The sequence below is a fragment of the Agromyces tardus genome (assembly GCF_003710805.1).
Lineage (GTDB): Bacteria > Actinomycetota > Actinomycetes > Actinomycetales > Microbacteriaceae > Agromyces > Agromyces tardus.
This window is the reverse complement of the sequence record NZ_RHHB01000024.1, coordinates 16,944-43,904: the sequence shown is the minus strand read 5'-3', so window position 1 is coordinate 43,904 and position 26,961 is coordinate 16,944. Positions and strand designations below refer to the sequence as shown.

Annotated in this window: 28 protein-coding genes; 13 read left to right on the top strand and 15 right to left on the bottom strand. The window is 68.9% G+C overall.

Annotated features, from left to right (window positions below; genetic code table 11):
- Window positions 1–400 (bottom strand): FGGY family carbohydrate kinase (locus tag EDM22_RS12170; RefSeq protein ID WP_245989346.1); only part of this gene is annotated, 400 nt, incomplete at its 3' end.
- A 113-nt stretch (window positions 401–513) separates the two neighbouring features.
- Window positions 514–1,287 carry an MIP/aquaporin family protein gene (locus EDM22_RS12165; protein WP_122937314.1) on the bottom strand — a complete coding sequence of 258 codons (774 nt, stop codon included), beginning with the start codon at window positions 1,285–1,287 and terminating at the stop codon, window positions 514–516.
- Window positions 1,288–1,505: 218 nt separating this feature from the next.
- Between EDM22_RS12165 and dhaK the strand changes: the two genes are divergently transcribed.
- Genes dhaK through dhaM form a run of 3 tightly spaced genes read left to right on the top strand, consistent with a single transcriptional unit; the run spans window position 1,506 to window position 3,886 of the window.
- On the top strand, window positions 1,506–2,507 hold the full coding sequence (gene dhaK, locus EDM22_RS12160) for a dihydroxyacetone kinase subunit DhaK (protein WP_122937313.1): 1,002 nt from the start codon (window positions 1,506–1,508) through the stop codon (window positions 2,505–2,507).
- A gap of 10 nt (window positions 2,508–2,517) precedes the next feature.
- Window positions 2,518–3,165, top strand: a complete 648-nt coding sequence (gene dhaL / locus EDM22_RS12155) for a dihydroxyacetone kinase subunit DhaL (protein WP_122937312.1) — start codon at window positions 2,518–2,520, stop codon at window positions 3,163–3,165.
- 1 nt (window position 3,166) lies between these two features.
- The gene (gene dhaM, locus EDM22_RS12150; RefSeq protein WP_122937311.1) at window positions 3,167–3,886 is read left to right on the top strand and encodes a dihydroxyacetone kinase phosphoryl donor subunit DhaM; all 720 of its coding nucleotides are present in this window, start codon (window positions 3,167–3,169) and stop codon (window positions 3,884–3,886) included.
- Between the two features lie 21 nt (window positions 3,887–3,907).
- On the opposite strand, the gene EDM22_RS12145 is transcribed toward dhaM, so the two are convergent.
- Together EDM22_RS12145 and EDM22_RS12140 are read right to left on the bottom strand one after the other, a co-directional pair.
- Window positions 3,908–4,924 carry a hypothetical protein gene (locus EDM22_RS12145; protein WP_212591945.1) on the bottom strand — a complete coding sequence of 339 codons (1,017 nt, stop codon included), beginning with the start codon at window positions 4,922–4,924 and terminating at the stop codon, window positions 3,908–3,910.
- The gene (locus tag EDM22_RS12140) at window positions 4,908–5,564 is read right to left on the bottom strand and encodes a MerR family transcriptional regulator (RefSeq protein ID WP_212591944.1); all 657 of its coding nucleotides are present in this window, start codon (window positions 5,562–5,564) and stop codon (window positions 4,908–4,910) included. The genes EDM22_RS12145 and EDM22_RS12140 overlap by 17 nt, the downstream gene beginning before the upstream one ends.
- Window positions 5,565–5,666: 102 nt before the next feature.
- Here EDM22_RS12140 and EDM22_RS12135 point away from each other — a divergent pair, with 102 nt between their 5' ends.
- From EDM22_RS12135 to EDM22_RS12115, 4 genes are all read left to right on the top strand, one after another.
- Window positions 5,667–6,005 (top strand): hypothetical protein, encoded by a 339-nt coding sequence (locus EDM22_RS12135; protein ID WP_138708079.1) that lies wholly within the window; start codon window positions 5,667–5,669, stop codon window positions 6,003–6,005.
- A 141-nt stretch (window positions 6,006–6,146) separates the two neighbouring features.
- Window positions 6,147–7,049: a metalloregulator ArsR/SmtB family transcription factor gene (locus tag EDM22_RS12130; RefSeq protein WP_122937308.1), complete on the top strand. Its 903-nt coding sequence runs from the start codon at window positions 6,147–6,149 to the stop codon at window positions 7,047–7,049.
- 145 nt (window positions 7,050–7,194) lie between these two features.
- Window positions 7,195–7,611: an arsenate reductase ArsC gene (locus EDM22_RS12125; RefSeq protein ID WP_122937307.1), complete on the top strand. Its 417-nt coding sequence runs from the start codon at window positions 7,195–7,197 to the stop codon at window positions 7,609–7,611.
- Window positions 7,612–8,422: 811 nt separating this feature from the next.
- Complete coding sequence (locus tag EDM22_RS12115) at window positions 8,423–8,878, top strand: DUF6896 domain-containing protein (protein ID WP_122937305.1); 456 nt, start codon at window positions 8,423–8,425, stop codon at window positions 8,876–8,878.
- Window positions 8,879–8,939: 61 nt separating this feature from the next.
- Here EDM22_RS12115 and EDM22_RS12110 read toward each other — a convergent pair whose 3' ends face one another.
- The 6 genes from EDM22_RS12110 to EDM22_RS12085 form a co-directional block, all read right to left on the bottom strand.
- On the bottom strand, window positions 8,940–10,388 hold the full coding sequence (locus EDM22_RS12110) for a site-specific recombinase (RefSeq protein ID WP_122937304.1): 1,449 nt from the start codon (window positions 10,386–10,388) through the stop codon (window positions 8,940–8,942).
- Window positions 10,389–10,500: 112 nt separating this feature from the next.
- Window positions 10,501–10,845 carry a helix-turn-helix domain-containing protein gene (locus tag EDM22_RS12105; RefSeq protein ID WP_122937303.1) on the bottom strand — a complete coding sequence of 115 codons (345 nt, stop codon included), beginning with the start codon at window positions 10,843–10,845 and terminating at the stop codon, window positions 10,501–10,503.
- Window positions 10,842–12,038 carry a tyrosine-type recombinase/integrase gene (locus EDM22_RS12100; RefSeq protein WP_212591943.1) on the bottom strand — a complete coding sequence of 399 codons (1,197 nt, stop codon included), beginning with the start codon at window positions 12,036–12,038 and terminating at the stop codon, window positions 10,842–10,844. The genes EDM22_RS12105 and EDM22_RS12100 overlap by 4 nt, the downstream gene beginning before the upstream one ends.
- Window positions 12,039–12,370: 332 nt before the next feature.
- Window positions 12,371–12,793 carry a DUF1304 family protein gene (locus tag EDM22_RS12095; protein WP_122937302.1) on the bottom strand — a complete coding sequence of 141 codons (423 nt, stop codon included), beginning with the start codon at window positions 12,791–12,793 and terminating at the stop codon, window positions 12,371–12,373.
- 196 nt (window positions 12,794–12,989) lie between these two features.
- Window positions 12,990–14,012, bottom strand: a complete 1,023-nt coding sequence (locus EDM22_RS12090) for a zinc-dependent alcohol dehydrogenase family protein (RefSeq protein ID WP_122937301.1) — start codon at window positions 14,010–14,012, stop codon at window positions 12,990–12,992.
- A 45-nt stretch (window positions 14,013–14,057) separates the two neighbouring features.
- Window positions 14,058–15,302 (bottom strand): multidrug effflux MFS transporter, encoded by a 1,245-nt coding sequence (locus EDM22_RS12085; RefSeq protein ID WP_122937300.1) that lies wholly within the window; start codon window positions 15,300–15,302, stop codon window positions 14,058–14,060.
- Between the two features lie 101 nt (window positions 15,303–15,403).
- Here EDM22_RS12085 and EDM22_RS12080 point away from each other — a divergent pair, with 101 nt between their 5' ends.
- The 3 genes from EDM22_RS12080 (at window position 15,404) to EDM22_RS12070 (ending at window position 18,442) form a co-directional block, all read left to right on the top strand.
- Window positions 15,404–16,282, top strand: coding sequence for a helix-turn-helix transcriptional regulator (locus tag EDM22_RS12080; protein WP_122937299.1), 879 nt, complete (start codon window positions 15,404–15,406; stop codon window positions 16,280–16,282).
- A gap of 60 nt (window positions 16,283–16,342) precedes the next feature.
- Window positions 16,343–17,857 carry a dGTP triphosphohydrolase gene (dgt, locus tag EDM22_RS12075; RefSeq protein WP_122937298.1) on the top strand — a complete coding sequence of 505 codons (1,515 nt, stop codon included), beginning with the start codon at window positions 16,343–16,345 and terminating at the stop codon, window positions 17,855–17,857.
- Between the two features lie 141 nt (window positions 17,858–17,998).
- On the top strand, window positions 17,999–18,442 hold the full coding sequence (locus EDM22_RS12070) for an iron chaperone (protein ID WP_122937297.1): 444 nt from the start codon (window positions 17,999–18,001) through the stop codon (window positions 18,440–18,442).
- Window positions 18,443–18,534: 92 nt separating this feature from the next.
- Here EDM22_RS12070 and EDM22_RS12065 read toward each other — a convergent pair whose 3' ends face one another.
- The 4 genes from EDM22_RS12065 to EDM22_RS12050 all read right to left on the bottom strand — a co-directional run bounded on the left by EDM22_RS12065 (window position 18,535) and on the right by EDM22_RS12050 (window position 23,639).
- Window positions 18,535–20,919 carry an ATP-binding cassette domain-containing protein gene (locus tag EDM22_RS12065; RefSeq protein WP_170964111.1) on the bottom strand — a complete coding sequence of 795 codons (2,385 nt, stop codon included), beginning with the start codon at window positions 20,917–20,919 and terminating at the stop codon, window positions 18,535–18,537.
- 64 nt (window positions 20,920–20,983) lie between these two features.
- Complete coding sequence (locus EDM22_RS12060; RefSeq protein ID WP_122937319.1) at window positions 20,984–21,394, bottom strand: VOC family protein; 411 nt, start codon at window positions 21,392–21,394, stop codon at window positions 20,984–20,986.
- A 10-nt stretch (window positions 21,395–21,404) separates the two neighbouring features.
- Window positions 21,405–21,878 (bottom strand): helix-turn-helix transcriptional regulator, encoded by a 474-nt coding sequence (locus tag EDM22_RS12055; protein ID WP_122937296.1) that lies wholly within the window; start codon window positions 21,876–21,878, stop codon window positions 21,405–21,407.
- A 66-nt stretch (window positions 21,879–21,944) separates the two neighbouring features.
- The gene (locus tag EDM22_RS12050) at window positions 21,945–23,639 is read right to left on the bottom strand and encodes a SulP family inorganic anion transporter (protein ID WP_122937295.1); all 1,695 of its coding nucleotides are present in this window, start codon (window positions 23,637–23,639) and stop codon (window positions 21,945–21,947) included.
- A gap of 310 nt (window positions 23,640–23,949) precedes the next feature.
- On the opposite strand from EDM22_RS12050, the gene EDM22_RS12045 reads away from it, so the two are divergent.
- A complete protein-coding gene (locus EDM22_RS12045; RefSeq protein ID WP_122937294.1) occupies window positions 23,950–24,558 on the top strand; it encodes an HdeD family acid-resistance protein in 609 nt (202 codons plus the stop codon).
- Between the two features lie 102 nt (window positions 24,559–24,660).
- On the opposite strand, the gene EDM22_RS12040 is transcribed toward EDM22_RS12045, so the two are convergent.
- Window positions 24,661–25,428: an SDR family oxidoreductase gene (locus tag EDM22_RS12040; RefSeq protein WP_122937293.1), complete on the bottom strand. Its 768-nt coding sequence runs from the start codon at window positions 25,426–25,428 to the stop codon at window positions 24,661–24,663.
- A gap of 142 nt (window positions 25,429–25,570) precedes the next feature.
- On the opposite strand from EDM22_RS12040, the gene EDM22_RS12035 reads away from it, so the two are divergent.
- Together EDM22_RS12035 and EDM22_RS12030 are read left to right on the top strand one after the other, a co-directional pair.
- Window positions 25,571–26,038, top strand: a complete 468-nt coding sequence (locus EDM22_RS12035; RefSeq protein ID WP_245989347.1) for an NfeD family protein — start codon at window positions 25,571–25,573, stop codon at window positions 26,036–26,038.
- The gene (locus EDM22_RS12030) at window positions 26,038–26,961 is read left to right on the top strand and encodes an SPFH domain-containing protein (RefSeq protein WP_122937318.1); all 924 of its coding nucleotides are present in this window, start codon (window positions 26,038–26,040) and stop codon (window positions 26,959–26,961) included. The genes EDM22_RS12035 and EDM22_RS12030 overlap by 1 nt, the downstream gene beginning before the upstream one ends.

Below are 26,961 nucleotides of genomic sequence, written 5' to 3'. Positions count from 1 at the left end.
AGGTGGCGAGCGGGAGCCCGACCTGCTGCTTGAACCGCTCGACGCCGCCGTCGGCCGCGAGCCGGTCGACGATCGACTGGGTGCGGGTGTCCTGCCACACGATCGCGTTGTAGACGGGCTCGCCGGTGTTCTTGTCCCACACGACGGCGGTCTCGCGCTGGTTCGTGATGCCCACCGCGGCGATGTCGTGGCGGGTCAGGTCGGCCTTGCCGAGGGCCTGGCCGATCACCTCCCGGGTGTTGCGCCAGATCTCGGCGGGGTCGTGCTCGACCCAGCCGGCCTTGGGGAAGATCTGCTCGTGCTCGAGCTGCCCGGTCGAGACGATCGAGCCCTTCTTGTCGAAGATGATCGCGCGCGTACTGGTGGTTCCCTGGTCGATCGCCAGGATGTAGTCGGCCATGCCGTCCTCTCATTTCTTCGATCACCGGTCATCCTCGACCGGTCTGGTGCAGTCGGTTCACGCAGATGGGCCACGCAGACGGGCCGGCTCATTCGAGCCGGCCCGTCGCGAGGTCAACCGAGGATCGGGAGCAGCGGGATCGCCGCCCATCCGGCGAGCAGGCCCCCGATGATGGGACCGACGACCGGCACCCACGAGTAGCTCCAGTCGCTCGCGCCCTTGCCCTTGATGGGCAGCAGCGCGTGCGCGATGCGCGGACCGAGGTCGCGCGCCGGGTTGATCGCGTAGCCGGTGGGACCACCGAGGGACACGCCGATGCCGATCACGAGGAGCGCCACGGGCAGAGCGCCGAGCGCCGCGAGTCCGCTCCCGTCGCCGTTGCGGCCGAAGCCGATCACCACGAACACGAGCACGAAGGTGCCGATGATCTCGGTCACGAGGTTCCACGCGTACGAGCGGATCGCCGGGCCGGTCGAGAAGACGCCGAGCTTCGCAGCGGGCTCGGGAGCCTCGTCGAAGTGCTGCTTGTAGGCGAGCCACACGATCACGGCGCCGATGATCGCGCCGATGAGCTGCGCGACGATGTAGGCGCTCACGCTCAGGAAGTCGACGGGGACGGTGACGCCCAGCGCCGCGTTCCCGAACTCGGTGGCGCCGTTGGCGACGAGCCCGAGCGTCACCGCGGGGTTGATGTGCGCGCCCGAGATGTAGGCCACGATCACGCCGGCGAACACCGCGAAGCCCCAGCCGAAGGTCACCATCAGGAACCCGCCGTTGAAGCCCTTCGTCTTCGCGAGCGCGACGTTCGCAACGACGCCACAGCCGAGCAGCACGAGCATCGCCGTGCCGATGAGTTCAGAGAGGAACAACAAACCGAGATCGTCCACGTTGACCTTCCATCCTTTCGCCGAGCCCGAGGGCCGCGCCCAGGGGCGGAACTAGGCCCACCCTACCCACGTGCCGGACGCGCGGGGAAGGGCTGGCGGCATTTCCCGGATTGCCCTTACCAACAGCCTCGATGCGGGGGTAGCTTGGGCGAGGGGAGTGCTGCCTCAGCGTCGATGCAACGTCGCAGGGCGCGTGCAGCCGAGGGGAAGGGATCTCCGTGAAGAAGATCATCAACGATCCGAAGCGCGTCGTCGACGAGTCCGTGGCCGGGTTCGCGATCGCGCACGCCGACATCGTCCGCGTCGTGACGGACCCGATCCACGTCGTGCGGGCCGACGCGCCGATCGCCGGCAAGGTGGGCATCGTCTCGGGTGGCGGAAGCGGTCATGAGCCGCTCCACGCGGGCTACGTGGGCTTCGGGATGCTCGACGCCGCGGTTCCCGGCGCGGTCTTCACCTCCCCGACGCCCGACCCGATCCTCGCGGCGACGAAGGCCGTCGACGGCGGTGCGGGGGTGCTCCACATCGTGAAGAACTACACGGGCGACGTGCTGAACTTCGAGACGGCAGCCGAACTCGCGGGCGCCGACGGCATCGAGGTCCGGGCGGTCGTCACGAACGACGACGTCGCCGTGAAGGACTCGCTCTACACCGCGGGGCGACGCGGCGTCGGCGGCACAGTGCTCGTCGAGAAGATCGCCGGGGCCGCCGCTGAGCAGGGCCTGTCGCTCGACGAGGTCGCCGCGGTCGCCGAGCGCGTCAACGCGAACGCCCGGTCGATGGGCATGGCGCTCACTCCCTGCACCGTGCCCCACGCAGGCGAGCCGAGCTTCACCCTCGCGGAGGACGAGGTCGAGATCGGCATCGGCATCCACGGCGAGCCCGGGCGCGAGCGCATCAAGCTCGAGCCGGCCGACAAGATCGTCGATCGGCTGCTGCATCCGATCCTCGAGGACCTTCCGTACGCATCCGGCGACCGCGTGCTCCTGTTCGTCAACGGCATGGGCGGCACGCCGCAGATCGAGTTGTACCTCGCCTACCGTCGGGCGGCGGAGGTGCTCGCAGAGCAGGGGATAACGATCGAGCGCTCGCTCGTGGGCAACTACATCACCTCGCTCGAGATGCAGGGCTTCTCCATCACCCTGCTGAAGCTCGACGACGAGATGATCCGATACTGGGACGCCCCCGTGCAGACGGCGGCCCTCCGGTGGGGCCGTTAGGGGCGCGCCGGTGGGGCTCGACATCAACTGGGCGGTGGACTGGGTCCGCCGCAGCGCCGACGTCGTCTCGGAGCACCGCGTCGAACTGATCAACCTCGACCGGGAGATCGGCGACGGCGACCACGGCGAGAACATGGATCGCGGCTTCCAGGCCGTGCTGCCGAAGCTCGACGACCTGCCCGCCGGATCCACGCCGGGCGACGTGCTGAAGCTCGTCGCGACGACGCTCATCTCCACCGTCGGCGGCGCGGCGGGTCCGCTCTACGGCACCGCGTACCTGCGGGCGTCGAGCGCGGTCGGCGGCGAGGTCTCCCTCGACGGCAACGCGGTCGCCGCCCTGCTCCAGGCGGGCCGCGACGGCATCGTCGCGCGCGGTAAGGCCGAGTCGGGCGACAAGACGATGGTCGACGCGTGGACTCCTGCCGTCGACGCCGCCGCGAGCGCGGCTGCGGGCGGTGCGGATGCCGCTGCCGTGCTGCGTGCGGCGGCCGACGCCGCGGCCGCAGGAGCCGTGGCAACCGAGCCGCTCGTCGCTCGCAAGGGTCGCGCGAGCTACCTCGGCGAGCGGTCGGCCGGACACCGGGATCCCGGCGCCCAGTCCTCGGCGTTGCTGCTCGAGGCTGCGGCGGAGGCCGCGTCGAACGGGACGAGCGCGTGAGATGACGTCGGCTGGTCGTGTCGGCGTCGTCTTCGTCTCGCATTCGGAACGCATCGCCGAGGGCCTCGTCGACCTCGCACGCCAGATGGCGCCGACCGCCGCGCTCGTCGCGGCCGGGGGCACCGACGACGGTCGCATCGGCACGAGCTTCGATCGGGTGAACACGGCGATCGGCGAGGCGGATGCCGGTGCAGGCGTCGTCGTGCTCTGCGACCTCGGTTCCGCGATCCTCACCGCCGAGACGGTGCTCGACTTCCTCGACGACGAGCAACGCGGCCGCGTGCGGATCGTCGACGCGCCGCTCGTCGAGGGCGGTGTCGCGGCATCCGTTGCGGCCGAGTCGGGCGCGCCGCTCGAGGAGGTCGTGCGGGCCGCGGAGTCGGCGCGCGGGTCGGGGCCGCCCGGCGCCGGGGTCGGCGAGGCGGGTGCGGCCGCGACCGCGGTCGAGGCGACGCCCGCATCGACGACGCACGCGCGCCGGATCACGCTCCAGAACGCCGACGGGCTGCACGCTCGGCCGGCCGCCGAGCTCGTGAAGCTCGCGACGACGTTCCCGCAGCGGGTCACGGTGAACGGCACCGACGCGAAGAGCCTCCTGAGCATCATGGCCCTCGGCCTCGTCAAGGGCGACGAGGTCGAGATCGCGAGCAGCGACCCCGACGGGGCGGCGGCGGTCGACGCGCTCGCCGAGCTCGCGGCATCCGGGTTCGGCGAGGCCTGACCGGACCGAGCGCGGCGCGGCTCAGCGGGCGACGGATGCCGCGGAGTCGCCGACCTGCGATGGAGCCTCGCTGCGTGATGCGACCCCGAGCGTGACGGCGACGGCGAGGAGTGCGGCCGCCCAGAGCGTCAGGCTTGCGACGATCGTGGCACCGCCGGGCGCCACGATCGACTCGCCGGCGAGGGCCTGGAACGTCACGATCGCCACGGTGCCCAAGTAGACCGCGACGAGCACGCGCATGACGCCGAGTCGCGTCGCGGGACGTCGGAGCTGCGGGATGCGTCGCGCCGCGAGTTCGAGGAGGATCGCGGCGAGCGGGAGGAGCTGCAGCGCGTGCATGCCGATGAAGTGCGGGATGCGCAGGTCGCCGCCCTCGGTGCTCCAGCCGAGGATCGGGATGCCGGCGCCGCCGTCGGCGACCCCGACGGAGTGCGCCCCGGCGACCCCCCGGAAGTCCTGCAGCTGCGCCGCCGTCGGTCCGGTCATGAGGAACGCGAGACCCATGCCGAGGAGCGCGACGAGCGCGCCGGCGCGGATCGCGAGGGTTCGGGCGCGGTCGCCGAGCGGCGCGCGGAACAGGGCGAGCGACACGAGGAGGGACGCCACCCAGACGACGACGATGGAGGCCGCCATCACGGCCCAGAGCGTCGTGTTCAGCGGGGTCGACACATTGAAGTGGCTCGTGGTGCCGGCGACGACCGCGCCGACGATGACGGCCATCTCGACGAGGAGTGCGGCCGCGGCGATGGTGCCCGCCCACCACGCGACGCGGCGCAGCCGTCCGCGCGTGAGGCCGATGAGCCACGAGAACGTGACCGAATAGATGAGGATCGAGACCGAGAACTTGAGGGGCTTGGCCCAGATCGGCTGGCCGAGCAGCTCGCGCTCGTCGAGCAGGAGTCCGGCGACGCTCGCCGCGGTGAGTGCCACCATGAGCAGGACGAGCACGGCGAGTGGTCGGTGCCAGGTCACGGCGCGAACGGTGAGGCGGGTGTCGACGTCCTGCGCGGTGGCGCGGACCTCAGTGCTGACGGACATCTGGATGCTCCCGGTGGTCGGGCTCGACCGGTGCGACCGGCTCGTAGCGAAGGGTGGAGACGTGCTCCTGGGCGGCCCGCCGCAGCGCGGCGAACAGGGCGTCGCCGAGGGCCGTTCCCACGACGACGGTCTCGGCCTGGGCGTCGCGCCCCTGTCGGCGTTCGACCATGTCGAGGTCGGCCTCCGCGACGACGAGCGCGGCCTCGAGAGAGCGGCGATACCAGTCGGGCTCATGCCGCTGGCCGGTGGACTCGAATGCGGCGATCACGGCGGCGGCGGCCTCGCGCCCCGGATTGGACGGGTGGATCCGCAGGCCGGCGAGCAGTTCGTCCACTCTGGCGAGGGCCTCGTCGTCGCCTCCGAGGCCGGTGAGGCGCACGGATGCCGCGCGCTGGGCGATGCCGAAGACATGGTTGATCGGCAGGTCGGAGTCGATCGCAGCGACGACGTCCTTCGCGGTCGCGACATCCAGCCCGCCGGGACCGAGCAGCGCGCGGACGAGGCGGATGCGGCGGACGTGCGCGTCGCCGTAGTTCGCCTGGTTCGGGCTCGTGCGCTCGCCCGGCGCGAGGAGTCCCTCGCGGAGGTAGTACTTGATGGTCGCGATCGGCGCACCGGTCGCGGCGCTGAGTTCCGACATCCGCATATGGATACTGTAACTATCGATAGTGCCACTGTCTATAGCTCGAGACCCCCCGAACGCCTCTGGCGGGCCCGCCGCCGCGGGAGTACCATTCGCGGCATGACAGGGGACAAGGCGGTTCCAGAGTCCGGAAATCGATTCACCCGATTCTTCGAACGGGTCGACGAGGTCATGTCGCCGGCGTTCGAGAACAAGCCGGTGCTCGACGAGGGTCCCGACGATCGGAGCGACCTGGGGGAGCGCCCGTGTCCGCTCTGCGGCCACCCGATGTTCGAGCACCACATCGACGAATCGACGCCGAACGTGCTGCTCGAGTGCCCGACCGACGAACGGCTTCCCGAACGCGTGGCCAGCGGGCCGCTCAACGAGTTCGGGATGCCCGCGTCGGGACGGCGCCTCGAGAAGTACGAGCGGCGCACGGGCCAGGCCGAGGCCTGAGCCGCGAACGCGGCACGCGCGGCGTCCGGCCGGACGCGGCGCGTGCTCCTTCGCCGCCGGCCACTCGAGCGCGCCGGACACGTCGCAGCCGGAGGAGTGGCGCGCCGCGGCACCGCGGGCGGTGCACATAGACTGACGTCTATGGAATCGCGGTCGGCGAATCGAAGCGCGGCGAGCGCCGCCCTCATCACCGATCCGACGCGCGCGCGCATGCTCGGCCTCATCCTTCAGAGCCCCGATGCGCGCGCGACGGTGACGGCCCTCGCCGAAGCGCTCGGGCTCACGCAGCCGACGGTGTCGCACCACGCGAAGGCCCTCGCCGACGAGGGCGTGCTCGTGCGCCGGCCGGAGGGTCGTCGCGCCTGGTACTCGATCGCGCCCGACCAGGTCGATCGCGTGACCGACCTGCTCGGCGAGCCGGCGGGCGGGGGAGCGGCCGCGCTCGACGAGGCGGTCCTCGAGCGCATCACGCGCGACCTCGCGGAGCGATTCGCCGGCATCTTCGGCCGCGAGACCGTGCGGCGCTATGTACGCGAGAGCGCGGCGCTCCTCACGTCGGAGTCGCGGATGACGCGGCAACTCGCATCGTCGACCGCGGTGTTCGCCCGAGATCGCCTCGAGGCGCTGGCACGCACGCCGGTGCGGTCGGGAGGCACCCCCGAGGTGCTCTTCGTCTGCGTGCAGAACGCCGGGCGGTCGCAGATGGCGGCGGCGATCCTGCGCCACCTCGCGGGAGATCGCGTGCACGTGCGCACGGCGGGCTCGGCGCCGGCCGACGCCGTGCGGTCCGTCGTCGTCACGGCGCTCGACGAGATCGGGGTGCCGATCGGGGGAGAGTTCCCGAAACCGCTCACCGACGAGGTCGTACGCGCGGCCGACGTCGTGGTGACGATGGGCTGCGGCGACGCGTGTCCCGTGTATCCCGGGCGCCGGTACCTCGATTGGGAACTCGACGACCCGGTGGGGCTTCCGCTCCCTCGCGTGCGCGACATCCGTGACGAGATCGAGCACCACGTGCGGGAGCTGCTCGCGACGCTCGTGTGAGGTGACGCGTGGGGCGAGTCGCACGCTGCATCGCACCGGGGGCGAGGTGACGCGGCATCCGTCGATCGGCGTCGATGCTCGGCAACGGGGATTGCAATGCATAGATCGTGATCTATGCTTGAGGTAACGAGCGATTGGAGTCCAGATGACCGACAAGCCCACCGTGCTGTTCGTGTGCGTGCACAACGCCGGCCGTTCGCAGATGGCCGCCGGGTGGCTGCGCGCGATCGCGGGGGATCGTGTGGAGGTGCTCTCTGCGGGATCCGCGCCGAAGGACCAGATCAACCCGGTCGCCGTCGAGGCGATGGCCGAGGCGGGCGTCGACATCGCGAACAACGTTCCGAAGGTGCTCACGACCGACGCGGTGCGCGAGTCCGACGTGGTGATCACGATGGGATGCGGCGACGTATGCCCGATCTTCCCGGGCAAGCGCTACGAGGACTGGGAGCTCGACGACCCGGCCGGCCAGGGCATCGAGGCGGTGCGACCGATCCGCGACGAGATCCGGGCACGCGTCGAGCGACTGGTGGCGGAGGTGCTCCCGGAGCCCGCGTCGGCATGACCTGCTGACAGCGCCTCGGAGCCGCTGGTTTCGGCTCCGAGGCGCTGCGACGGCGGTCGGATGCGAGCAAGGGAGGAGTGGCGTCATCCTCGTCGATTCGAATTGATGGTGAAATCCCATAACCGCTTTTCCACAAAGCTCGCTCCCGCTTGAAGCGTTTGGGCGCCCGTCACCGGGACGGTGTCGCGGGCAGGTCACACGGGAACCTCGACCGGTTGGCCACCTGGTGCTTCGCTCGAGCACGGGCGCGGGTGGGGGACCCGCCTGCGGGCGTCCCCGGGCCGACCCCTCAGAGCGAGATCGTCACTGCTGGTGCTGCGTGAGCTGTGACTTCGCCAACCATGCCTCGCATCGGTGAACCATCTCATCTCGATCAAAGATGTACTCATGATCGTCGTCGAGCGAGGGCGCATGCCAAACGCGACTTCCCCCGTCGCCCACGAGGTCGAATCCGTGCACATACTGGGCACCGGAGTGCGCCCTGCCGCTCGTCGGTAGATCTCCCTCGACCCAGGGGGCGACAAATCGACATGCGACGGGACGCGTTATTTCTCCGGAGATCAGCAAGTGCATGACAAGGGCGACGGTTTCCTCGGTGAGGCACATCGCAGGTCGCGGTTCAATCACATTTCCATTGTGAGCCTGCTCCGGCCACATCGTTCACGGAGCCAGAAAACTCGGCGAGTGCTGCCCGATACCGATCCACTTGCGGGCGTCGATCACGGACCGGCTTGCGGGCATGTCCGGCAACGCACGAGCGGCAGGCTAGCCGGACGCAAAGCACCGCCTCGCCAGAACGTAGGCTCGGCTCATGGAGCAGCTGGTTATCACGGTGGGAGATTCGCCTGACGACATTGTCGCGCGGTTCGCAGACACGATCGTCAGATGCCTGACTGCCTTGAGTCGCGAATACATCGGATTCGAACGGCCCGCCGTTGGCCAGCCCATGGCGCTGCGGACGCGAGAGGCGCAGGGCACCCTGCGGTCTGGTGCCCTCGAGGGAATCGGCCGTTTCCAAATTCATGGACGAGGCTGCCGGTTCGAGCTGATGGATGGAGCGGAAGTTGACGTCGATTGGGCCGAAGACGGCAGGGTCCAGTTCGACTCGTGGAAGATCCTGATGTTCGCGAGATCGGTTGGAAGGTCGTCGATCGACAGAGATGCTTTGCGGGCTGCGGCGGGGACTGCTCCGACGATCGAGCAGATCGATGACGACAGCTTCACCATCGCGGGGGATGACTTCACCGTTTCCTGGGGTCAGGACTGATGATCGCCAAGGGGCTTGCGCGATGCCGCCTCCCTCTGAGGGACCCTCTCGCGGGCGGGCCTTACGGCTTCGTTAGTGAAATAGTGGTAGGCGTGTTGACGCGCTTGGATGCGGCGTATCCGCCCATATAGACGCCGGCGCGTTCGGCGTGCGCGCTGAGGGTCTTCGGTGCGTATCCGAGCGTTTCAGCGAGGGAGCGCACGTCGATCTGTCCGGTGAGGCTCTTCAGGGTGGTGTTGCGCGTGCGCTGTGGGTCGAGGCCGAGGACGTTGAAGCGCTGTTGGAGGGTTGGTACGGAGAGGTGCTGGCCGGCACGGTAGCCGGGGAAGAGCCAGTCCGTGCCCACGTTCGTGGTCTGCTGGTTCGTGCGGTCCTCGAGATGCTGCCAGAACAACGGGGCGAGAAACTCTGGGATCGCACTTGGGGTGGGTCCTAGCGCGATGTGCATTCCGTCTGGTCGGAGCTCGATGCAGTCCATCTTGAGCTGGGCCAACCGCGTCAACGGTGTCGCCCAGAGCAGATGGATCAGTGCCGCCACTCGTGTTCCGAGTGCGACCTGGTCGAATTCGATCGCGTTCCGGATCACCTGCAGGCGGTGCTGCTGTGTCAGAGCGGGAAGCGGGAGTACGGCTCTGCGCTTCGGGACGAAGAGCTGACGGCGCCCGCTTCGACCTCGTGAGAGCCATGAGATGAAGTTCTTGATCTCGTATCGGGTGCTCACGGCGTCGGTCAGGTATTCGTCGATGTGCAGTTGCGAGAAGGTTTCAACGGTGAGGTGGGCGTGATCTTCGACCCAGATCAGAAACTTGCCTGCTTCGGTGATCTGCTGCCGTGCATCTCGTGCCGCGACGTCCATGTTGGTGATTCCGACCCGTTTCCGCAGCCTGCTGAGGTGGTGCCAAGTGGCGTACCGCTCGATGATCGATGCGATCTGGGGTCGATCGTGAAGTTCATCGAGGCGCTTGGCCAGCCAGCGTTCGAAGATCGCGAGGTAATGGTCGGCCGGTGCGGTGATCATGCGGTGGTGGATGAGGATGGCGCGGAGATGTTCGACCGCGGGGGAGCTGGGTAGTTGATCGAGTCCGTCGTGGGTGAGTTCGATCTCGCGTTCACCGATCGCGGTTAGGAGTTCTCGGGCTCTTTTTCCTCGCATCCATGTGTAGGTGCTTTCCGGTCGCTCGGCGCTCGCGAGTGCCTGCACAAGCCGCACGAGGCGAAGGTCCGGGGGCGTGGTCGGCTTGAGAAGGGATTCGAGGTCTTCGGTGACGACGCAGCGGGCGCATGCGCCGCCGCGGAAGCGTTCTGCCTCGGTTTCGCAGCGGACGCACTGCATTTCTGGGCGGGTGATGCCGGCGCAGTCCCTGCAGATGGCGGTGCCGTCGGGGTGGCGGCCGGGGAGGAGTCGTTCGTCGCCGCAGCCTGGGCAGCGCCCGTGTGTGTGGAGCGCTTCGGTGAAGCAGATCCCGCATATGGCGCCGTCCGGCCATCGCACGCGGATCTTTGCGACCAACCGGTGGCAACGGTCGCAGGTCTTGGTGCCCGTGGTTCTCGGTCGTCCTCGAGGCTGGGGAGGTTCGAGTGACATGATGGTGGCGGCCCGTGTTTTGCCGTAGGTGCGTGGCCTAGCCATCATCTTCGTCAATCACCCGGGCTCGTACTGGCCGGTAGTTGCGGAGGTCCGGGATGTCCGGACCGCCGTTTGCTGCGGTCTTGCGCCGCATGGTCCGTGCGTCGGTTGCGGTGAAGGTGACGAGGTCGTTGACCTCGCAGTGGAGGATGTCGCACAGGGCGACGAGGACCTTGAATGCGATGCGTTCGGGGTCTTGCGCGACGAGGCGGTAGATCTGGGATGGCGACAGCGTGATTCCGCGTTCGCGGAGCGGCTCGACGAGATCGGCGCTGCTCTTGATGCGTTGTCGAGCCATGAGCTCGCGCACGCGCCATTGGTACTCGATTTCGCGTTTCATGATTGGCCTCGGTTCGGTTGGCGGCTTCGACGAGCTGCGGGGAGGGGAGGGAGCTTGAGTCGGTGATTGAGGCGGACTTGGGATGCTCCGCTCTGTTCGAGTGTTGCCGCGTGGACGCGGGCGAGTTCTCTGACCTGGAAGTCAGCCGCAGGCAGCGTGTAGATGGATGTGGTCGCGGCATGTTCATGTCCGAGTTGGTACTGCACGAACCTGAGATCGAATCCGTACACCGTTGCGAGGTTGGTCGCGTACGCGCGCCGGAGCGAGTGAAAGTCGAGCCCGGGCGGGAAGCCGAGCTCGTCGACGAACTCGCTGAGGCGTAGCCAGAGTTTGTTGCTCGTGACGATGCTGCCGCTGCTGGTGGGGAACAGATCCGTGATCGGTTCGCCGTATCTCGGCAATCCGAGGTGAACCCAGTCGTGGACGACCTCGGCTGACCAGTCGAAGACCGTTAACACGTTCCGTGGCTTGTATGCGCGGCCGGCCTTGGATTTCCCGTACCGTACGTGCAGATTGCCGTAGTCGCCGAAGTACGGGGCGCGAGCGTTGGGGGAGAAGTCCACGACCTGGAGGTGTCGTACCTCGTTGACGCGAAGCCCCCACGCATACGCGATCTTCAATACCGCAGAGTCGCGCAGCACGCTGAGAGCACCTTTGCGACCGGACTCGAGCACTCGTTCGAACTCCAGATCGGCCAGGTCGAAGAGTTGCTGCAGCTCCCGGACCGTGAAGGGTCGCTTGGCGGGCCTCGCTTCGTTGGCCTGGGAATGCTTGACCCGGTTGAACTCGGTGATCACCTGCGCGAAGACCCGACCGAACAGTCGGGCGGACTGCTCGCTCCAGTCGTACGCGGGACTGGTCGCGTACTCGCAAAAGCCCTCGATCGCTCCTTGGTATCGACGGGTGGTCGAGTGCGCGAGTCCTCGAACTCCGCGAAGGTGAGCTAGCCATTCATCGGCATCGCCGGGTGACCATTCCCAAGGATACTTTCCTGAGGAGTCACAGAGCTGCAGCACGACCGCGCGGCTCGTTCTGATGTAGTCGCGCCCGAGTCCTCGCGCCGTCATCGCGGAGCCCCACCCGTCAAGTACCAGCGCAAGAAACGCGTCCGGATCCGGAACGCCGCCTGGGACCAGCAGGTACGAGATCGTCCCGCCCGAACGTGACATCGTCAACACCTCCTGCGTCTGCAATTTTTGCAGGATTCCTGCATATTCTGCAAGATCCGACGCGGAATTTCCTGATCAGCAGCAAATCGGGGTGGCGTGAGTCTGGCGAATCTGACGGGCACCACTTAGTGCAATGGACAAGCGCCGCGACGGCAATTATCGAGATCAGATGGCAATTATCGAGATCAGATGGGATTTCTGAACACGGTATCGGACGTTAGCCATCCTTCTCCTATCTGCATTTCCTGCAGATAGGGGATTTACGAACCGACATAATGTGCATTATCGGCGCATCGATGACGGACGGAAGTGGGCAGACCGACGGCCGCGGAAGGGTCCGGAGAAGCTGTCCCGATTCAGGTCCTCGCGACCTGCGGTTCCCCGCGGCCGACCGAGCGCCGCTCGCCCAACACGATCGCGAGGATGACGGCCAACGCCAGCCCGAACTCGAAGATCGCCGAGAGCCAGAGTTCCGGCGCCGTGACGACGAGCGAGACGCCGAGCACCAGGTGCATCGCAGAGATCGTCAGCACGATCGCACGACCGGCCGCCACCTGCGCCCGGTGCACGAGCACGACGCCGACGATGATGGCCGCGCCCATGAGCATGTTGTAGACGCCCACATTCCTCGTCCAGAGTGCCACGGCGTCGTAGTCGTCGGGCTCGATCAGGAAGATCGGGTACAGCTCCGGCGTGCGGTAGAAGAACGACTCCAGCACCCCGATCGTGATCAGCGTGAGGGCCTCGAGGACGGCGAGCACTTGCGCGACGCGATTCATGAGCGCATTCTCGTCCGGCCTCGGGCTCCCCGCATCCGTGCATGCGAACGGATGGATTCGTCCGTCTCGTGGCGCCGATGCGAGCCTGCGCCGTCAGACGGCCGAGCGAGCCCGCGTACGCCGGGGACTTCGGACGGACTTCCCGCATCTCCATTGGCGAGCGTTGGGAATTCGTTTTCCAGCCGCTCCCCCAGCCTCAGCCGATGGTGAGGAGCACCTTGATGGCCCGCCGCTCGTCCATGGCGCGGTAGCCCTCGGCCGCTTCCTCGAGCGGCAGGGAGAGGTCGAAGACCTTGCCGGGGTCGATCTTCCGGTCCCAGATCAGCTGGATCAGCTCGGGCAGGAACCGCCGCACGGGCGCGGGACCGCCGTGCAGGTGCACCCCCGAGAAGAACAGGTCCAGGCCGTCGAGGGACACGTCGTGCGAGACGCCGACGTAGCCTACGTGCCCTCCGGGGCGCGTGGCGCGGATCGCCTGCATCATCGACTCCTGGGTGCCCACCGCCTCGATGACGCTGTGCGCACCGAGTCCGTTCGTGAGCGCCTTGATGGCGGCCACGCCGGCGTCGCCGCGCTCCTCGACGATGTCGGTCGCGCCGAACTCGCGGGCAAGGGCCTGTCGGTCGGCGTGCCGGGACATCGCGATGATGCGCTCCGCTCCGAGCTCCTTCGCGGCGAGGATGCCGAGCAGCCCCACGGCGCCGTCGCCGACGACCGCGACGGTCTTGCCCGGGCCGGCTTCGGCGGCGACGGCGGCGAACCAGCCGGTGCCGAGCACGTCGGATGCCGCCAGGAGCGACGGAATCAGCTCGGGATCGGGGTGACCGGGCGTGGCGACGAGGGTTCCGTCGGCGAGCGGGATTCGGCAGTACTCCGACTGCGCACCCGTGGCCGCCCCCGGCTGGCGATGCACGCAGTGCGTCTGGTAGCCCGCCCGGCAGATCTCGCACGTGTTGTCGGATGCGAAGAACGATCCGACGACGAAGTCGCCGACCTTCACGTTCCGGACCGCGTCGCCGACCTCGGTGACCACGCCGACGTACTCGTGCCCCATCGGGGTGTGATCGACCGGCTCGGCGCCACGGTAGGGCCACAGGTCGGAACCGCAGATGCACGACGCGGACAGGCGGATGATCGCATCGGTGGGTTCGAGGATGGTCGGCTCGTCGCGCTCCTCGACGCGCACGTCGCCGGCCGAGTGCATGATGACTCCACGCATGTGGTGGGCTCCTTCGGGTTTGGTGTTCTCGGGGTCGGGAGCTGCTCAGGCGTCTGCCGACAGGGCCGGCGCGGGGATGAAGGGACTCGCTTTCGGGCGGGCGGCGAGCGCGGCGTACGCAGCGCCCGCGAGGGCGACGCACACGACCGTCACGATGCCGAGCGGCAGGATCGAGGCGGCGCCGGCGATGCCGACGAGCGGGGCGGAGACCCCGCCGAACCCGAATCGCACCATGCCGAGCAGCGACGACGCCGTGCCCGCCGTCGCCGGGTGCTCCGCGAGCGCGAGGGTCGTGGCCGGCGGCGACGTGACGGCCACGCCGCTGACCATCACGAAGAGCGCGACGATCACCACGCCGAGCGGCATCGGGAACACCCCAGCAGCGAGGAGCCCCAGTGCACCGAGCAGGCACATGAGGATGCCGATGAGGAGGGTTCCGTGCAGGCTCCACCGCTCGGCGGCCCGGCCGGCGAGGTAGCCGAAGAGCATGAATCCGGCGGAGTTGAGCCCGAACGCGAGCGCGTACTCCTGCGGAGTGAGCCCGTAGATCCCCTGCAGCACGAACGTGGCGCCGGCGAGGTAGGCGAACAGGGCTGCGTACAGGAGGCCCTGCAGCAGCACCGTGCCGAGGAAGACTCGATCCGACAGCAGCATCCGGAAGTCGCGTCTGGTCTGCGCGAAGCCGCCGCGCGTGCGCCGTTCGAGCGGCAGGGTCTCCCGGAACAGTGCGAGCACCGCCAGCAGGATCAGCACCCCGACGCCCGCGAGGAAGAGGAAGAGGCCGCGCCAGTCGGTGACGGTGGCGAGCTGCCCGCCCAGCAGCGGACCGACGATCGCGGCCAGGCCGCCGAGCACGGTCAGGCGACCGTAGTAGCGGATGAGTGGCCCACCGGAGTAGAGGTCGCGGCCGGCGGCCTGCGCGATCACGATTCCCACTCCCCCGGCCAGCCCCTGCACGAGACGGGCGACGATCAGGGTTCCCACCGTCGGGCTCATCGCGCACAGCGTCGAGGTGACGATGTAGGCGACGACGCCGACGAGGAGCACGCCGCGTCGGCCGAACCGGTCCGAGGCGGGCCCGGCGATGAGCTGCCCCGCGGCGAGCCCGACGAGGCAGGCGGTCACGGTCAGCTGTGCGACGGAGGTCGCAGCGCCCAGCTCGAGCGTCAGCGCCGGCAGCACCGGGAGGTAGAGGTCCATGGAGATCGGCCCGAACACGGTCAGCAGCAGGAGCAGCGCGGGCAGCACGCGGCCGAACGGATGCTGCGGGGCCTTCGGGGAGTCGGACATGGAGGCAAGCCAACTCTCCCCCGTTGCCCGGAGGGAGTTCCTGACGAGAGGTGTACCAGGAGAGCACCCATCGCGCGAAGCCGGCGACCTATCCTTGCCGCATGGACAATCGAGCCGAGGTGCGCGAGTTCCTCATGTCGCGCCGCGCCAAGCTCACCCCCGAGCGAGCGGGCATTCCGGCGGGTCCGAACCGCCGCGTCGCGGGCCTGCGTCGCTCCGAGGTCGCGACCCTCGCGGGCGTCAGCGTCGAGTACTACGCGAAGCTCGAGCGCGGCGCGATCGCCGGGGCATCCGCTGCGGTGCTCGACGCGATCGCGCGCGCGTTGCAGCTGAATGACACCGAGCGATCGCACCTGCTCGACCTCGCCCGCGCGGCCGACGGCATCCCCTCCTCCGGCCGCGCTCGCCGGCGCGTGAAGAGCCAGGTCGTGACGCGGCCGAGCCTGCACTGGGCGCTGGCGGCGATCACCGACGGTGTGGCGTTCGTGCGCGACCAGCACCAGGACATCCTCGCCACCAATGAACTCGGGCGCGCGTTCTACTCGCCGGTCATCGGCGACGGTGGCCGTACGCCCAACCTCGCGCGATTCCAGTTCCTCGACCCCGTCTCGCGGGAGTTCTACCCCGATTGGGACCTGTTCGCCGAGATGTGCGTGGCGATCATGCGCAGCGAAGCCGGCCGCGACCCGCACGACACCGGGCTGCAGGACCTCATCGGCGAACTGTCCACCCGCAGCGACACCTTCCGCAGGCTCTGGGGTGCCCACGACGTCAGGACTCACGGCAGCGGCACCAAGCGCTTCCACCACCCGGTCGTCGGCGACCTCACGCTGGCGTACGAAGAGCTCGCGATCACCGCGGAACCCGGGCAGGTGCTCATGATCTACACGGCCGAGCCGGGCTCCCCCTCCGCCGAGCGTCTCCGACTGCTCGCCTCGTGGGGCGTTTCCAACCGAACAGTTGGAATCGGCACCGCCTAGTCTGGGAGACGATCCCGCGCGGCATCCGTCGCCCGCGGGCGGTGCAGCGGGAGGGCGAGGATGATCGCGGGACGCGCGACCCGACAGGTGGCCGAGCCGCGCAGCAGCGTGGAGGTGACCGGCGAGCACTCGCAGTTCCGGCTCGACCTCGAGCGCATCCGCTTCTCCCCGTACTTCTCCCGGCTCTCCGCGGTCACGCAGGTCATCGCGCAGCCCGGCGCCGGCCCGCTCATCCACAACCGGCTCACCCACTCGATCAAGGTGACGGCCGTCGCGCGGGCGATCGCAGTCGGGCTGACGGATGCCGCATCACCGGCGCGCGAGTTCGCCCTCGAGCACGGCTGCGACGCCGTGGTCGTGCAGGCGGCAGCGAGTGCGCACGATCTCGGACACCCGCCCTTCGGCCACCTCGGCGAACGCGTGCTCGACCGCCTGGCCCGCGAGAGCCTCGGCCTCGCCGACGGGTTCGAGGGCAACGCGCAGACGTACCGGATCATCACCGCGCTCGATGTCTGCGCCGCCGCGCCGCGTGGACTGAACCTCACTGCGGCCGTCCGGAGCGCGGTGGCGAAGTACCCGTGGACCCGCTTCGTCGATGCCGCGGACCTCGGCGATGCACTCCCCCGCGGCCTCCGGCGCACCGAGGCCGGGATCGACGTCGTGAAGTTCTCCGCCTACGACCTCGACGCCGACGACCTCATCGCCGCCCGACGCGGGCTGCCGGCGATGGAGCAGTCGCTCGAGTGCTCGATCATGGACATCGCCGACGACATCGCCTACTCGATCCACGACGTCGACGACTTCTATCGTGCGGGCCTGCTGAGCCACGGCTCGGTCGCGCGCGAGTTCCGGGGCTGGATCTCGGGCGCACCGCAGTTGCGCGACCTCTCCGACGCCGCGTTGTCGTCGCGCTCGGCTCCCGCCGGGTCCGCGCTCGAGCGGCTCCGGCGGAAGATCGGGCGCAGCGACGCCTGGGTCGCCGACGACGAGGTGTTCGCGCGGGCCGTCGACGAGGTGGCCGACGATCTCGTCGACGGGCTCCTCGCGACCCCATTCGACGGATCCATCCTCTCCGAGCGTGCGCTGTCGTCGTTCACGAACCGGTGGATCTCGCACCTGCAGACCTCGGTGGTGCCGGCGCCCGGGGGCGTCGCGCGGTCCGGACTCGTGACGCTCGACCGGCGCGCGTGGCACGAGGTCGAGATCCTGAAGTTCGTGCACCGCTACTTCATCCTCGACCGGGCCGACATCACGATGTACCAGCGCGGGCTCAGTCGCGTGCTGACGCGAGCCGTGAAGGGCCTCACGGCATGGGTGACCGACGACGACGATCGCGACCGCGTGCCCCAGCGGCTCAAGGAGCTCGTCGACATCGCGTCCGACGGCTACGCGCGGCTTCGCGCCGTGCGCCCCGAGGGAGTGCCCGTCCCCGCGGCATCCGAGGTGCAGCGCCTCGGGGTGGCGCGCGGCGTGGTGGACTACGTCGCCTCGCTGTCCGACGACCAGGCGCTCGCCGTCTCGGAGGCGCTCGACGGCCGACCCGACCGCCTGTGGGAGATCGGGCACAGCCTCTGACGGCGACTCGCCTCGTCGAAGCGAGGGACGTTGTCGATCGATCAGGAATGGAGAAGCAGGCCCGGACGGCGCCGCCATACGCTGAGACCGACGCCTCGACCAGCGCGGTGTCGACGAAGAGAAGTCGAAGGAGAGACGACGATGACCGAGAAGACCGACACCTCTGCGGGCCTCAGCAAGGAGGAGCGCGATGCGGTGAAGCAGCGCGCAAAGGAGCTTCGCGAACAGGAGAAGGCCGGGAAGAACCGGGCCGCCGGCGAGAAGGCCGTCCTCGACGCCATCGCGCAACTCGAGCCCGAGGACAAGGTTCTCGCCGAAGGGTTCTACCGCGTCGTCGCTGACGTCGCGCCCGACCTGGTCCCCAAGACCTACTACGGGATGCCCGGCTTCGCCAACGCCGAGGGCAAGATGGTCCTGTTCATCCAGCCGGCGAAGAAGTTCAACACGCGGTACGCCACGATCGGGTTCGAAGACCGGGCGAATCTCGATGACGGGGACCTGTGGCCGGTCGCGTTCGCCGTCCGCAACTGGACGCAGGCGGTCGAGCAGGCGTTCACCGAGCTCGTTCGGAGGGCCATCGGCTGAGGATCCGCCGATCACGTCGGCATCACCCGGCCCTCGGACCGGCCGATCCCGTCGAGATCACCCGGCCCGCTGGACGGGTGCGGCCCAAGCGCTCAGGCGCCGACGTAGGCCGCGAGGTGCTCCCCCGTGAGCGTCGAGCGGGCGGCGACGAGGTCGGCCGGGGTGCCCTCGAAGACGATCCGGCCGCCGTCGTGCCCCGCGCCGGGGCCGAGGTCGATGATCCAGTCCGCGTGGGCCATGACCGCTTGGTGGTGCTCGATGACGATGACGGACTTGCCCGACTCGACGAGACGGTCGAGCAGGCCGAGCAGCTGCTCGACGTCGGCGAGGTGGAGGCCGGTGGTCGGCTCGTCGAGGACGTAGACCCCGCCCTGCTCCCCCATGCGCGTGGCCAGCTTGAGCCGTTGCCGCTCGCCGCCGGACAGGGTCGTGAGCGGCTGGCCGATCGTGAGGTAGCCCAGTCCGACGTCGGCGAGGCGGTGCAGGATCGCGTGGGCCGCCGGGATCCGCGACTCGCCGGCACCGAAGAACGCCTCGGCCTCGGTCACCGACATGCCGAGCACCTCGCTGATGTCGCGCCCGCCGAGGCGGTAGTCGAGCACGGATGCATCGAACCGCTTCCCCTCGCACACCTCGCACACGGTTGCGACGCTCGCCATCGGCCCGAGGTCGGTGTAGATGACCCCGGCTCCGTTGCAGTTGGGGCAGGCGCCTTCGGAGTTCGCGCTGAACAGTGCCGGCTTGACTCCGTTGGCCTTCGCGAACGCCTTGCGGATCGGCTCGAGCAGACCCGTGTAGGTTGCCGGATTGCTGCGTCGTGAGCCCTTGATCGCACCCTGGTCGATGGCGACGACGCCCTCGCGGCCGGACACCGAGCCCTGGATCAACGAGCTCTTGCCCGACCCGGCGACGCCGGTGACGACCACGAGCACGCCGAGCGGAATGTCGACGTCGACATTACGCAGGTTGTTGGCGTCGGCGCCCCGCACCTCGAGGGCGCCCGTCGGAGTTCGCACGGAGGGCTTCACCGAGGCCCGATCACCGAGATGCCGGCCCGTCAGCGTGCCGCTGGCGCGGAGCCCGTCGACGGTGCCCTCGAAGACCACCTCTCCCCCGTCAGCACCGGCGCCCGGTCCGAGGTCGACGACGTGGTCGCCGATCTCGATCGCCTCCGGCTTGTGTTCGACCACGAGCACCGTGTTGCCCTTGTCGCGCAACTGCAGCAGGAGGCGGTTCATCCGCTGGATGTCGTGTGGATGCAGTCCGACCGTCGGCTCGTCGAAGACGTAGGTGACGTCGGTGAGCGAGGACCCGAGGTGGCGGATCATCTTCGTGCGCTGGGCCTCGCCGCCCGAGAGCGTGCCCGACGACCGATCGAGCGAGAGGTAGCCCAGCCCGATCTCGACGAACGAGCGGAAGATCTGCCGGAGCGTCGCGAGCAGCGGCGCAAGCGACGGTTCGTCGAGAGCACCCACCCATTCGGCGAGGTCGCTGATCTGCATCGCGCAGGCGTCGGCGATGCTGATCCCATCGATCTTGGAGGAGCGCGCCCCCGCGTTCAGGCGGGTGCCGTCGCACTCCGGGCAGGGCGCGAACGTCACCGCCCGCTCCACGAACGCCCGGATGTGCGGCTGCATGGCATCGACATCCTTCGACAGCATGGACTTCTGGAGCTTCGGCACCAGGCCCTCGTACGTGAGGTTGATGCCGTTGATCCTCACCTTGGCGGGCTCGCGGTACAGGAAGTCGTGCAGCTCCGATTCGCTGAACTCGCGGACGGGCTTGCCCGGGTCGAAGAAGCCCGATTCGGAGAAGACGCGGGTCGACCACCCGTCGGCCGTGTAGCCGGGCACCGTGATGGCGCCCTCCGAAAGCGAACGGCTCTCGTCGTAGAGCTGCGTCAGGTCGATGTCGGTCACCGTGCCCATGCCCTCGCAGCGCGGACACATGCCGCCGAGCTGCGTGAACGTGCGCTGCAGGGTCGTCTCGTCGCCGCGTTCGATCGTGATCGCGCCGCTTCCGTGCACGGTCGGGATGTTGAACGAGAACGCCTGGGGTGAGCCGATGTGCGGGCGGCCGAGTCGGCTGAAGAGGATGCGCAGCATGGCGTTGGCATCGGTGACCGTCCCCACCGTGGAGCGCGCATTCGCCCCCATGCGCTCCTGGTCGACGAGGATCGCCGTCGTCAGGCCGTCGAGCACGTCGACGTCGGGCCGCGCCAGCGTCGGCATGAACCCCTGCACGAAGGCGCTGTAGGTCTCGTTGATCATGCGCTGCGACTCCGCGGCGATCGTGTCGAACACCAGGGAGCTCTTGCCGGAGCCGGACACCCCCGTGAACACCGTGAGGCGGCGCTTGGGGATCTCGACGCTCACGTCCTTGAGGTTGTTCTCCCGCGCGCCCTGCACGCGGATCAGGTCATGGCTGTCGGCCGGGTGGCCGATGGATCGATCGTCGTCGGTCTCGGTCCGGGTCATGCTGTCTCCATCCGCGTTGCACATGCCGGCGCCCGATGGCGCGGCTCGACCAGGGGCGAACGGGTCAGCGCGGCTCCTGGATCCTGACCATGTTGCCTGCCGGATCCCGGAACGCGCAGTCCCGCACGCCGTAGGGCTGGTCGATCGGCTCCTGGGCGACCTCCGCGCCACTGGCCTGCACCTGGTCGAACGCGCCGTCGACATCGTCGGTCGCGAGGACGATGCTCGCGTACGTGCCCTTCGCCATCATCTCGGCGATCGTGCGGCGCTCCTCGTCGGTGATCCCGGGGTCCGCTGCCGGCGGATGCAGCACGACCGACGTGCCCGCCTGCCCGACCGGACCGACCGTGATCCAGCGCATCCCGTCGTAGCCGACGTCGTTGCGCACCTCGAATCCGAGGACGTCGCGATAGAACGCGAGCGACGCCTCCGGGTCCGTGTGCGGCAGGAACGTGTACTGAATCGTGATGTCCATGTCGGCCACGCTACCGCTGCCCGGTGGGCCTCGCTTCTCGATTCCTGACCGGTCTCGCCACCCGCTTCGACACGACCGACGGCACGCCCGCCACGACGGAGGACACGCCCTCGGTCGGTTCCCGGGACTCCCGCCGGTACACGCTCGGCGGCACGCCGACGAGTTCCGTGAACCGCGTGCTGAAGGTGCCGAGCGAGGAACAGCCGACCTCGAAGCACACCTCCGTGACGGAGAGGTCGCCGCGCTGGAGCAGGGCCATGGCCCGCTCGATGCGCCGGGTCATCAGGTAGCTGTACGGCGACTCGCCGTAGGCGGCGCGGAACTCCCGGCTCAGGTGCCCGGCCGACATGTTCACGCCGCGCGCCAGGGCGTCGACGTCGAGGGGCTTCGCGTACTCACGATCGATGCGATCGCGGACGCGACGCAGCCGCGCGAGATCCCGCAGGCGTTGTTCCTCGGCCGGATCGCTGGTCACCTGCGGCATGCTGCCACGTCGGGCTGGAGTTGTCCACCGCGCGCTGCCCCGTGGGAGCCCGCTGCGGGTCGTCGCTCACGTGGCCGTCGCGGCGTCGGCGCGGAACGCCTCGACCGCGTCGAGCACGGTCGGGTAGATGCGGGAGTTGTCGAAATCCTCGAGCGTGCCGTAGTCGCGCAGCGCCTCCATGAGCACCGGATCGACCTCCGCGAGGGCGAAGACGCGCCCCTCCGCGTGCAGCGCCGCGATGAGGTTCGCGAGGTTGAGGCCGGCCGAGTAGTCGATGTCGCCGATCGAGGAGCAGTCCAGGATGAGCCAACGGATCTTGGTCGGCGCCGCCGCGATCAGTGCCCGGATGTCGTCGACGAAGAGGCTGGCGTTCGCGAAGAAGAGCCGCGCGTCGAACCGGAACACGAGCAGCCCGGGAAGGCTCTCGCTTCCGGGCGTGGCCGCCGTGAACACGGGCTTCCCCTCCTTCGACACGCCGACGAGGAAGTCCCGCGGCGAGTAGGCCCGCCGCACGAGCTCGAGGATCGAGAGCACGATCGCCAGGATGATCCCCTGCTCGACGCCCCAGGCGAAGACGACGATCGCCGTGACGCAGGCGATGAGGAACTCGCTGACGCGGGCGGCGCGGATGCGCGCCAAGCCCCGGAAGTCCACGAGTCCGAGCCCGATCATGAACACGATCGCGGCGAGCACCGCGGTGGGCATGTTGGTGAGGTACCCGGTGAGGAACAGCACGACCACGAGCACGACGAGCGACATCGTGATGTTCGCGAGCTGGGTGCGGCCGCGCTGCTCATCGAGGATCTCGGTCTTCGTCGGGCTGCCGTTGACGACGAACGTGCCCGTGAGGCCGGCGGCGATGTTGGCGCCGCTGAGCCCGATGATGTCCCGGTTGATGTCGACGCGCTGGTCGTGCTTCATCGCGAAGCTGCGCGAGGTCGCGGCGCTCTGCGCGATGATCAGGAAGAAGCACGAGAGCGCGATCCCGAGCACCGCGGGGATCTCGCCGAGGTCCACGCCCGCGGGCAGCCCGATGGGCGGGAAGCCGCCCTGTACCGGGCCGATGACGGCCACTCCGTAGCTCGTCGCGTCGAACGCGTTCGAGAGGATGATCGACAGGATCACCGCGATCACGGCACCGGGCACCTTCGGGCTGATGAGCTTGCTCCCGACGATGATGACCAGCGTGCCCGCCGCGAACACGACGGTCCAGCCGTTCGCCTGGCCCAGGTTCGTGAGGGTGTGCCATTGCTGCTCGAACCAGTTGCCGGTTCCCTTGGGTATGCCCAGCATGTCCGGCAGCTGCCCGGTCAGCACCTGGATGCCGACCCCGGTCAGGAAGCCGATGAGCACCGACGCGCTGAGGAAGTCGCCGAGGAACCCGAGCCTCAGCAGCCTCGCCAGGATGAGCAGCGCACCGCACACCAGCGCGACGAGACTCGAGTACGCGACCCACTCGGACGAGTTCGGTGCGAGCCCCGCGATGCCGAGGCTCGCGAGTCCCGCGGCCATGATGGCCGCCGTCGCCGAGTCCGCGCCGACGACGAGCAGCCGGGAGGAGCCGAGCAGCGCGAACACGACGGTCGGGAAGAGGACGGTGTACAGGCCGGTGATGACCGGCGTCTGGGCGATGGACGTGTAGCCCATCGTCTCGGGGATGGCGACCGCGGCGAGGGTCACTCCCGCGATGATGTCGCCGCCGAGCCAACTCCGCTGGTACTCGCGCATCCACTGCGGGACCACCTTGGCGAACACCGTCATCGCGCACCCCTCACCGCTCGACGAGCCGCGACGAGGTATGCCGGAGTCGGGGGAAGCTCCCCGCCGCGGCATGCAACAGGTTGGTCCGGATGCTACCCGGCGTTGCGTTCCTGCGACAAGCACTCGAACGGGGGCGGCGCGGGCGCCGGGCCGCCGCACCCTCCGCGACATGCCAGCACGCCGGTCGTCGTGCGACGTGAACGGCGTGCGACACGCCGATGACGGTCGCATTCACATCCGGCGCGCGGCGCGCATTCAGCAATAGCCTGATCGCGCGCGCATCATCCGGATGCCGTCGAAAGGAGTCGCCATGTCCACGCCGCAGTCCAACGCGATGTTCGCGGGGTTCGCGCTCGACGGAGCCGGGCTCACGAAGTCCGCGGTCAACGCGATCCGCGTCACGCTCGGCATCACGGGTGCCGTCGCCCTCATCATCGGCATCCTCATCACCTTCTGGCCGCAGAAGACGGCGATGGTGATCGCCGTGTTCATCGGCATCTACCTCATCATCGCCGGCCTCGCCTACGCCGGCCTCGGGATCTTCTCCCGTGGGATCTCGGGCGGCGCGAGAGCGCTCGACATCATCCTCGGCATCCTCTTCGTGGTCGGCGGCGTCCTGGCCCTCGCCAACCTGCAGGCGACCACGGAGTTCCTCGCGGTGTTCCTCGGGGTGCTCATCGGCATCGTGTGGATCATCGAGGGGATCGTGGCCCTCGTGCAGCTCGGCGACGCACCCTCGAAGGGCTGGGCGGTCTTCTTCGGCATCCTCAGCATCGTGGCGGGCATCCTCGTGCTCTCCGCGCCGCTCTGGGCCGTCGCGATCATCTTCATCATCCTCGGCATCAGCCTGATCATCCTCGGCATCGTGCAGATCGTGCGTGCCTTCACGTTCGGCCGGGGCCTCACCCTCGCGGACTGATCGATCCGACGGCGATACGCGCGAAACGGCCGGCCGGGGGTGCTCCCCCGGCCGGCCGTTTCGCGTCATCCGCTCGCGCGACGCGAGCGCGCGCGGGGTTGCTCAGCCCTCGGGCGCGAAACCCGAGGTGTCGCCAACGTAGCGCGTGTGGTCGGCAGGCACCGGGTCGACGGTCGCCGCTGCGACCTCGGCCGCGAACTCCGACACGTTGTACAGGCGACCCGCGTCCTCCTTGCGGGCTGCGATGGCACCCGGGTTGGCGCGCTCGAGCAGCGTCGCGGTGATGGTGCCCTCGATCATGTCGCCCGACACCACGACGAACTCGACCCCGGCCGCCTCGAGCTCGGGCAGCTTCGCGCGCAGCGCGTCCTCGCCGGCGCGCTTCGAGAGCGCGACGGGCTCGTACTCCGGCATGGTCGGCGTGGTGCGGATGAAGTGCGCCTGGTGGCTCGTGACGAACACGATGCGGGCGCCGTCGGCGAGGTGCGGCAGCGCGCCCTCGACGACGTTGAGCTGGGCATCGCGATTGAGGCGCATCGCGTAGTCCTCGCCCATGTTGCTCTCCATGCCGCCCGAGGCGTTGAGGACGAGCACGTCGATGGGCCCGAGCTCCGCGACCGTGCGTTCGAACATCGAGGCGACGGATGCGGCATCCGTGAGGTCCGCCCCCACTGCGATCGCGCGACCGCCGGCCGATTCGATCTCGGTCACGATCTTCTCGGCGCGCGGCGCCTTGCTGCGGTAGTTGACGACGACCGCGGCGCCGGCCTCGGCGAGATAGCGGGCCGTGTCGGCGCCGATGCCGCGCGACGATCCCGTGACGAGGGCGACACGGCCGGCGAGCGATCCGGGGGCGAGGGGGTTGGTCACGTGGGGCTCCTCTGTGGGGCTGTGGTGCGCGGAGATGAGCACGCCTCGGGGACGCGCCGAACCGAGACTATCAACTCCCCCGTCGGCACCTCCGCCCTGATAGTTTCGGATGCGGGGCACCCCCGAAGGAGGCCAATTGGATGTGCTGACGCAGTACGCGTGGATCGTCTGGCTCGTGCTGATCCTCGCGTTCGCGACGATCGAGGTGTTCACCCTCGAGATGACCTTCCTGATGCTCGCGCTGGGCAGCGTCGCCGGGCTCCTGTCGGGGCTGTTCGGCATCCCCTGGTGGGCCCAGTTCATCGTCGCGGCGGTCGTCGCCGTCGCCCTGATCCTCACGCTGCGGCCGCCCCTGCTGCGGATGCTGCGCCGTGGCGGCGACCCGGCCCGCAGCAACATCGACGCGCTCATCGGCATCGACGGCGCGGTCGTGCGCACGGTGACCCCGTCGGGTGGCCAGGTGCGCCTGCAGAACGGCGACGTGTGGACCGCCCGGCTGTCGCCGGTGACCGAGCAGGCGGATGTCGCCGTGGGCGAGCGCGTGCTCGTCACCGGCATCGACGGCGCGACCGCCGTCGTCGTCCCCGTTGAGAGGAGCACGCCCCAGTGATCGACAACATCGGATCGATCGTCGTGACCGTGGTGGTGGTGGCCATCACGATCTTCGTGATCGTGGTCATCGCGCGATCGGTCCGCATCATCCCGCAGGCCTACGCGGGGGTCATCGAGCGGCTCGGCCGCTACCACAAGACGCTCTCCCCCGGCCTGAACCTCCTCGTGCCCTTCATCGATCGGCTGCGCCCCCTCGTCGACCTCCGCGAGACCGTGGTCTCGTTCCCGCCGCAGCCGGTCATCACCGAGGACAACCTCGTGGTCTCGATCGACACGGTGGTGTACTTCCAGGTCACCGACGCCCGGGCAGCGACCTACGAGATCGCGAACTACCTCGGTGCGGTCGAGCAGCTCACCACCACGACGCTCCGCAACGTGGTCGGCGGCCTCAACCTCGAAGAGGCGCTCACGAGCCGCGACAACATCAACGGGCAGCTGCGCATCGTGCTCGACGAGGCGACGGGCAAATGGGGCATCCGCGTGTCGCGGGTCGAACTGAAGGCGATCGATCCGCCCCTCTCCATCCAGGATTCGATGGAGAAGCAGATGCGCGCCGAGCGCGACCGTCGTGCGCTCATCCTCACCGCGGAGGGAACGAAGCAGTCGGCGATCCTCACCGCCGAAGGACAGCGGCAGGCTGCGATCCTCGAGGCGGAGGGCCAGGCGAAGGCGGCCGTGCTCCGCGCGCAGGGCGAAGCCGAGGCGATCCTCACGGTGTTCGACGCCATCCACAAGGGCGATCCCGACTCGAAGCTCCTCGCTTACCAGTACCTGCAGACGCTCCCGCAGCTCGCGCAGGGCGACGCCAACAAGCTCTGGATCATCCCGAGCGAGCTCACCGAGGCGCTCAAGGGCATCGGGCGCGCGTTCGGTCCCGGCGGCGCACCCGCAGACGAGTCGCGACCGGCGCCGCAGAGCTGA

Bases quoted from the DNA above. Each gene is read 5' to 3' on its own strand.
- dhaM (WP_122937311.1), top strand. From the start codon at position 3,167: ATGACGTCGGCTGGTCGTGTCGGCGTCGTCTTCGTCTCGCATTCGGAA.
- EDM22_RS12145 (WP_212591945.1), bottom strand. From the start codon at position 4,924: ATGTCCGTCAGCACTGAGGTCCGCGCCACCGCGCAGGACGTCGACACC.
- EDM22_RS12140 (WP_212591944.1), bottom strand. From the start codon at position 5,564: ATGTCGGAACTCAGCGCCGCGACCGGTGCGCCGATCGCGACCATCAAG.
- EDM22_RS12135 (WP_138708079.1), top strand. From the start codon at position 5,667: ATGACAGGGGACAAGGCGGTTCCAGAGTCCGGAAATCGATTCACCCGA.
- EDM22_RS12130 (WP_122937308.1), top strand. From the start codon at position 6,147: ATGGAATCGCGGTCGGCGAATCGAAGCGCGGCGAGCGCCGCCCTCATC.
- EDM22_RS12125 (WP_122937307.1), top strand. From the start codon at position 7,195: ATGACCGACAAGCCCACCGTGCTGTTCGTGTGCGTGCACAACGCCGGC.
- EDM22_RS12115 (WP_122937305.1), top strand. From the start codon at position 8,423: ATGGAGCAGCTGGTTATCACGGTGGGAGATTCGCCTGACGACATTGTC.
- EDM22_RS12105 (WP_122937303.1), bottom strand. From the start codon at position 10,845: ATGAAACGCGAAATCGAGTACCAATGGCGCGTGCGCGAGCTCATGGCT.
- EDM22_RS12095 (WP_122937302.1), bottom strand. From the start codon at position 12,793: ATGAATCGCGTCGCGCAAGTGCTCGCCGTCCTCGAGGCCCTCACGCTG.
- EDM22_RS12090 (WP_122937301.1), bottom strand. From the start codon at position 14,012: ATGCGTGGAGTCATCATGCACTCGGCCGGCGACGTGCGCGTCGAGGAG.
- EDM22_RS12085 (WP_122937300.1), bottom strand. From the start codon at position 15,302: ATGTCCGACTCCCCGAAGGCCCCGCAGCATCCGTTCGGCCGCGTGCTG.
- EDM22_RS12080 (WP_122937299.1), top strand. From the start codon at position 15,404: ATGGACAATCGAGCCGAGGTGCGCGAGTTCCTCATGTCGCGCCGCGCC.
- dgt (WP_122937298.1), top strand. From the start codon at position 16,343: ATGATCGCGGGACGCGCGACCCGACAGGTGGCCGAGCCGCGCAGCAGC.
- EDM22_RS12070 (WP_122937297.1), top strand. From the start codon at position 17,999: ATGACCGAGAAGACCGACACCTCTGCGGGCCTCAGCAAGGAGGAGCGC.
- EDM22_RS12065 (WP_170964111.1), bottom strand. From the start codon at position 20,919: ATGACCCGGACCGAGACCGACGACGATCGATCCATCGGCCACCCGGCC.
- EDM22_RS12060 (WP_122937319.1), bottom strand. From the start codon at position 21,394: ATGGACATCACGATTCAGTACACGTTCCTGCCGCACACGGACCCGGAG.
- EDM22_RS12055 (WP_122937296.1), bottom strand. From the start codon at position 21,878: ATGCCGCAGGTGACCAGCGATCCGGCCGAGGAACAACGCCTGCGGGAT.
- EDM22_RS12050 (WP_122937295.1), bottom strand. From the start codon at position 23,639: ATGACGGTGTTCGCCAAGGTGGTCCCGCAGTGGATGCGCGAGTACCAG.
- EDM22_RS12045 (WP_122937294.1), top strand. From the start codon at position 23,950: ATGTCCACGCCGCAGTCCAACGCGATGTTCGCGGGGTTCGCGCTCGAC.